The organism is Hydrogenivirga sp. 128-5-R1-1 (genome assembly GCF_000171895.1).
On record NZ_ABHJ01000029.1, the window covers coordinates 1 to 5,862 of the forward strand.

General features: G+C 31.8%; 7 protein-coding genes. 6 read left to right on the plus strand and 1 reads right to left on the minus strand.

What is annotated here, in order from left to right:
- The 6 genes from HG1285_RS06300 to HG1285_RS06275 all read left to right on the plus strand — a co-directional run.
- A partial coding sequence (locus HG1285_RS06300; protein ID WP_008288175.1) for an ATP-binding protein occupies positions 1 to 344 on the plus strand: 344 nt, incomplete at its 5' end.
- A gap of 21 nt (positions 345 to 365) precedes the next feature.
- Positions 366 to 1,439, plus strand: coding sequence for a 3-isopropylmalate dehydrogenase (gene leuB / locus HG1285_RS06295; RefSeq protein WP_008288176.1), 1,074 nt, complete (start codon positions 366 to 368; stop codon positions 1,437 to 1,439).
- Positions 1,436 to 2,695: a sensor domain-containing diguanylate cyclase gene (locus HG1285_RS06290; RefSeq protein ID WP_008288177.1), complete on the plus strand. Its 1,260-nt coding sequence runs from the start codon at positions 1,436 to 1,438 to the stop codon at positions 2,693 to 2,695. The genes leuB and HG1285_RS06290 overlap by 4 nt, the downstream gene beginning before the upstream one ends.
- A 10-nt stretch (positions 2,696 to 2,705) precedes the next feature.
- Positions 2,706 to 3,617 (plus strand): TIGR01212 family radical SAM protein, encoded by a 912-nt coding sequence (locus HG1285_RS06285; RefSeq protein ID WP_008288178.1) that lies wholly within the window; start codon positions 2,706 to 2,708, stop codon positions 3,615 to 3,617.
- Positions 3,617 to 4,966, plus strand: a complete 1,350-nt coding sequence (gene radA, locus HG1285_RS06280; protein ID WP_008288179.1) for a DNA repair protein RadA — start codon at positions 3,617 to 3,619, stop codon at positions 4,964 to 4,966. The genes HG1285_RS06285 and radA overlap by 1 nt, the downstream gene beginning before the upstream one ends.
- A gap of 10 nt (positions 4,967 to 4,976) precedes the next feature.
- A complete protein-coding gene (locus HG1285_RS06275; RefSeq protein ID WP_008288180.1) occupies positions 4,977 to 5,621 on the plus strand; it encodes a uracil-DNA glycosylase in 645 nt (214 codons plus the stop codon).
- On the opposite strand, the gene HG1285_RS19740 is transcribed toward HG1285_RS06275, so the two are convergent.
- Positions 5,613 to 5,862 (minus strand): hypothetical protein (locus HG1285_RS19740; protein WP_008288181.1); only part of this gene is annotated, 250 nt, incomplete at its 5' end. The genes HG1285_RS06275 and HG1285_RS19740 overlap by 9 nt on opposite strands.

Sequence of the window (5,862 nt, forward strand, 5' to 3'; positions counted from 1 at the left end):
TTGATAAAAATATGATAAAACAAGTTCTATTTAATATGATTTTGAATTCAATTGAAGCATTAAAAGAAAAAGAAGGAAAATATAAATTCATAAAAATAAAAACTTATCTTGAAACTATAAAAAATATAAACTTTGTGGTTCTTGAAATAGAAGATAATGGAACTGGAATAAAAGATGAAGATAAAGAAAAAATATTTAAACCATTTTTTACAACAAAGCAAAAAGGTACAGGTCTTGGTCTTCCTATGGTTTATAAAATAGTATTTAGTCATAATGGAACAATATCTATTGAAAGCGAATATGGAAAAGGTGTAAAATTTATTATAAAATTTAAGGTTCAATAATATTACAATGGAGGTTATAAATTGAAAAAATCTTGTAAAATCTTAGCTTTACCCGGAGATGGAATTGGTCCTGAAATTATGGAGTCAGCTTTAGAAGTTTTAAAAGCCGTAGAAAAAAAATACAATGTAAATTTTGAAATAAAAGAAGGTCTTATCGGCGGTGCAGCAATTGATGAAACAGGAAATCCGCTTCCAGAGGAAACTTTAAAACTTGCAAAAGAGTCCGACGCTGTTTTGCTTGCAGCTGTTGGCGGTGAAAAATGGGATAATCTTCCTACCGATAAAAGACCAGAAAAAGGTCTTTTAAGAATAAGAAAAGAGCTTGATTTATTTGCAAATTTAAGACCAGGTAAGGCTTATGATGCGCTTTTAGATGCTTCACCTTTAAAAGAAAGTTTGATTAAAGGAGTTGACCTGCTTGTTATCAGAGAACTAACAGGTGGAATATACTTTGGAGAACCACGAGGAATAGAAGAAAGAAATGGTGAAAAAGTTGGATTTAATACAATGGTTTATTCAGAGCATGAGGTAGAAAGAATTGCAAGACTTGCTTTTAATGTAGCAAGAAACAGAAGAAAAAAAGTAACAAGTGTTGATAAAGCCAATGTTCTTGAAGTTAGTGGTCTTTGGAGAGAAGTTGTAAATAAAGTCTGGGCAGATTATCAGGATGTTGAACTTGAACACATGTATGTTGATAATGCTGCTATGCAGTTAGTTAGAAGACCAAAGGATTTTGATGTTATTGTTACTGGAAATCTTTTTGGGGACATTATATCTGATGAAGCTGGTGCTTTAACAGGTTCTCTTGGAATGCTTCCCTCAGCATCTTTAGGAGAAAAATATGCCCTTTATGAACCTGTTCACGGTTCAGCTCCTGATATAGCAGGAAAAGGTATAGCAAACCCTGTTGCAATGGTACTTTCAGCAGCTATGATGCTTGAGCACTCATGTAAACTGCCAGAAGCTGCAAGAGATATAGAAAAAGCAGTAGAAAAAGCTTTAAATGACGGCTATAGAACGGGAGATATATGGCAGCCGGGAACTAAAAAAGTTAATACAAAAGAAATGACACAGGCAATAATAGAGAGATTATGAATGTTTTAAAGGAAAAAATAGATTTAGCATTAAAATATGTTTATAACTATTATTTAAATGATGATTACATGTATAGATTTTTTAAAGGTATATCTTTCAAAGATATTCAACATTACATAAACACAGGCTTTAAAAGATATATTTCGGGAGATACAAACGAAGCAAAAAGATATTTTTTCAAAGTAGGCGATACTTTTTACAAAGAGAATGTTCCTTTTTCTTTTTTTTATGACTCTATAAACAAGCTTAGATATTACTTATCTAAAGATGAAACTTTAAATTGTGCAGAATATGTGGACAAATTAGAAGATATGACTTACTTTGCAGAAAACACATTTTCGTACGGATATTTAGTAAATTTAATGAAAAATGACAAAGACTGGATAAGAGAAGAACTGCGAATTTTTAAAGGTAAAGGAAATGTTTCAATTTTAAGTGGCTATGTGAAAGACCATTTTATATGGCTAAATAAGTTATTGGAAGATATAAAAAAACTTCGAAGCAAACCATCTATAGAATTAAATCCAAATATATGCGAATTTGGGAAAAAAATAAATAACGGAGATTTGGATTCAATATTAACGTTAAAATACAAAGATATAGTAAAAAGAATACATGATTCTATACATCAATCAGCAAACGAAATATACTTTTTTATTGAAAAAAGGGCTTTCAAAAATTTACTTATAGAATATATAAACCTTTTTAAAAATACAAGTAGATTGGTTTCTACCATTGCTCTTGTACATTCTGTATCTTCAGAAGCAGAGGCAAATATAGACCCTCTTACACATCTTTTTAATAGAAGGGCTATGGAAATTATCCTGACAAATCAATATACCCTTTCAAAAATAACTGGAAATGATTTTGTTATTGGTCTGGCAGATATGGACGACTTTAAAAAAATAAATGATACCTATGGTCATCTGGTAGGTGATTGCGTATTAAAAGAAGTTGCAGTTAGAATAAAATCTGTTTTAAGGAAATCCGATTTTGTTTTTAGATACGGTGGGGAAGAGTTTTTGATACTACTTCCATATACCACCAAAAGAGAGGCTTTAAAGGTATTAGAAAAAGTCAGACAATCTATAATAGCTGAACCTATTAAGTGTAAAAATAATATGATTGATATAACTATAAGTATAGGAGCTGCGTCTTTAACTGAAAATCCAGAATATCTTGAAAAATTAATAGAACTTGCAGATAAAAGACTTTATAAAGCCAAAAGAACTGGAAAAAATAAAGTGGTAGTATAAATTTTAAAACATGATAAAATTTAATCAGTATTTAAAAGAGAAATACGGTGGAAGAATTCAAAAAATATCTATAGACGCAGGTTTCACATGTCCCAACAGAGATGGGTCTAAAGCCTCTGGAGGGTGTACATTCTGCAACAATATATCTTTCAGTCCCTATGCAATGACCAGAGAAACTGTAGAAAATCAGATAAACGATGCTATTTCTTTTTATAAAAAAAGGTTTAAAAATATAAAAGGATTTTTAGCATACTTTCAGGCTTATACAAATACATATGCTCCAGTCCATAAGCTAAGAGAAATATATGATAAGGCTATGGAATATGATGAAATTATAGGAATGTCTATAGGTACTCGTCCAGATGTTGTTCCTGAAGAAGTACTTGATTTAATATCTACTTATGCTGTAAAAAAGCCTGAAGTCTGGATTGAATATGGTCTTCAAACTGCAAATATTAACACACTTAGAAGTATAAACAGGGCTCATGGTGTTGCTGATTTTGTTGATGCTGTTTTAAGAACAAAAAAAAGACCAAATATAAAAGTATGTGCCCACATGATAGTTGGTCTTCCTGGTGATACTTACGAAGATTATGTTGAAACTGCAAAACTTTTTGCAAGCCTTCCAATAGACGGTGTAAAAATTCATCCACTTCATATTGTTCGCCACACAGTTATGGAAAAACAGTATGCAAAAGGAGAAATAAAGACCTTAGACCTTGAAGAATATGCACAGATTGTTGCAGACATTATTGAAATACTTCCTGAAGATATAATAGTACATAGACTAACAGGTGAAGCGCCAGATGATGAACTCATTGCTCCAGACTGGTGTAGTCCAAAAAGGAAGCAGGAAGTTTTAAAAGAGATTGAAACTGCTATAAATAAAAAGAAAAATCAATTAAAACTAATTCAAACCTGATGGCAAAGAAAAAAACAGCCTATGTCTGCAGTGAGTGCGGGGCAAATTTCCCAACATGGTCAGGAAAATGCTCTAACTGCGGTAGCTGGGACACACTTGTAGAAGAAGTAATTTCTAAACAAAAAACATCAGGTAATCAAATCTTAAAAAAAGTAAATCCTGTTCCACTTACAAATGTAGATAAAACCTTTGAATTTGAAAGAATTTCAACAAATATAAAGAATTTAGATGAAGCTTTAGGTGGTGGAATAGTTCCTGGACAGGTGATTTTAATATCTGGAGAACCCGGTATAGGAAAATCTACACTTTTACTTCAGCTTGCGAATAATCTTGCCCAAGATGGAAAAAAAGTTTTATATGCAACAGGAGAAGAATCTGCAAATCAGATATATCTTAGAGGGGAAAGAATAAGAGCGTTGAATGAAAATATATTTATTCTTGCAGACACTAATTTTGATAATATTTTAGATGCTATTGATAAAATAAATCCTGATTTTATTATTTTAGACTCTGTTCAGACTGTCTATTCATCTGAGCTTGAAAGTGCTGCTGGCTCAGTTTCTCAGGTAAAGTATGTAAGTAGTAAATTAACAGAAATTGCAAAGCAAAGAAATATACCAACAGTTTTAATTGGTCAGGTAACAAAAGAAGGAAATTTAGCAGGACCTAAAGTTTTAGAACATCTTGTTGACACAGTTGCCAATTTTGAGGGTGAAAGGGGACACGCATACAGGGTTTTAAAACTTATAAAAAATAGATTTGGAGCGGCAGGGGAGATAGCAGTTTTTAATATGACTTCAAAGGGTCTTGAAGAAGTAAATGACCCATCTTCATTTTTTCTTATGGAAAAACCAGAAGGAAAAGCGGGTAGCATTATTTTTCCACATACAGAGGGTTCTAAGCCAGTATTAATAGAAATTCAGGCTCTTGTTTCAAAGACTGTTTACGCTGTTCCACAAAGAAGAGCACAAGGAATTGATATAAATAGAGTTTCAATAATAACAGCAATTTTAGAAAAAGAGCTTAATATATTTTTAAAGGATAAAGATATTTTTATAAATGTAGTTGGAGGTATGCAGATAAAAGAGCCTGCAGTTGATTTGCCGCTTGCCATAGCAATTATTTCATCAGTTTTTGAAAAACCAGTACCTGAAGGTACAGCTGCATTTGGTGAGCTTGGATTAACAGGTGAAGTAAGGTCTGTTTATTATAGTGATTTAAGAATAAAAGAATGTGAAAAATTTGGAATTAAAAATATAATAATTCCATACAATACCCGTGTAGATAATATAAATGTATCCAAAATAAAATCCGTTAAACAATTAATTAAAGACATATTTAACAAATGAGGTAAAATACTTGGTTGATAAATACCTGAGAGTTTTAAAAGAAATAGGTATAGATGAGGTTTTTATGGAAACTAAGAAAAGTACAGGTGATAATATAGACAAGACGAAACTCTTAGAAGAATTAAATAAGGAAATACAGGAATGTAAGAAGTGTGATTTATATAAAAACAGAAAACAGGCTGTACTTGGAGAAGGAAATCCAAATGCAAAACTTATGTTTGTAGGTGAAGCTCCCGGAGCAGATGAAGATAGGCTTGGAAGGCCTTTTGTGGGAAGGGCTGGCCAGCTTTTAACGAGATTGATAGAAGCTACAGGGCATAAAAGAGAAGAGTTTTACATAGCAAATGTGAATAAATGCAGGCCTCCTGGGAACAGAACCCCAACTCCATGGGAACAGGAGGCTTGTTTTCCTTTCTTAGAAAAACAGATAGAAATAATAGACCCTAAAGTTCTATGTCTTCTTGGAGCTGCAGCTGCAAGGGCTTTTTTGAAAAGACCTGTTTCTATAACGAAAGAAAGAGGTGAAGTTTTAAACTGGGAAGGTAGAAAACTTATTTTAACTTTACATCCTGCATATATTTTAAGAAATCCCTCTGCTGAAGAGCTTTTATTTGAAGATATTAAAAAAGCTGTAGATATTGCTTTGTCAGATTGATATTTTTGTAGGCAAAATGTCTTTTACTTTTAATTTCTTTTTAAATTTATTTAAATCCTGCTGTGCGTCCTTTTTATCTAAATATAGTCCGCAGTAAACACCGAAAAACTGTTTAAAAGGATATACAAAACATTCTTCTAATTTATGTTTTTTTATATAGTTAACGGCAGTTTCTTCTTTTTTGTAAAGCACTACCCTTATTGAGTAATAATTTTCTTTAGGAACAAGTTTTTTAGCCTTT

Bases quoted from the DNA above. Each gene is read 5' to 3' on its own strand.
- HG1285_RS06285 (WP_008288178.1), top strand. From the start codon at position 2,706: ATGATAAAATTTAATCAGTATTTAAAAGAGAAATACGGTGGAAGAATT.
- radA (WP_008288179.1), top strand. From the start codon at position 3,617: ATGGCAAAGAAAAAAACAGCCTATGTCTGCAGTGAGTGCGGGGCAAAT.
- HG1285_RS06290 (WP_008288177.1), top strand. From the start codon at position 1,436: ATGAATGTTTTAAAGGAAAAAATAGATTTAGCATTAAAATATGTTTAT.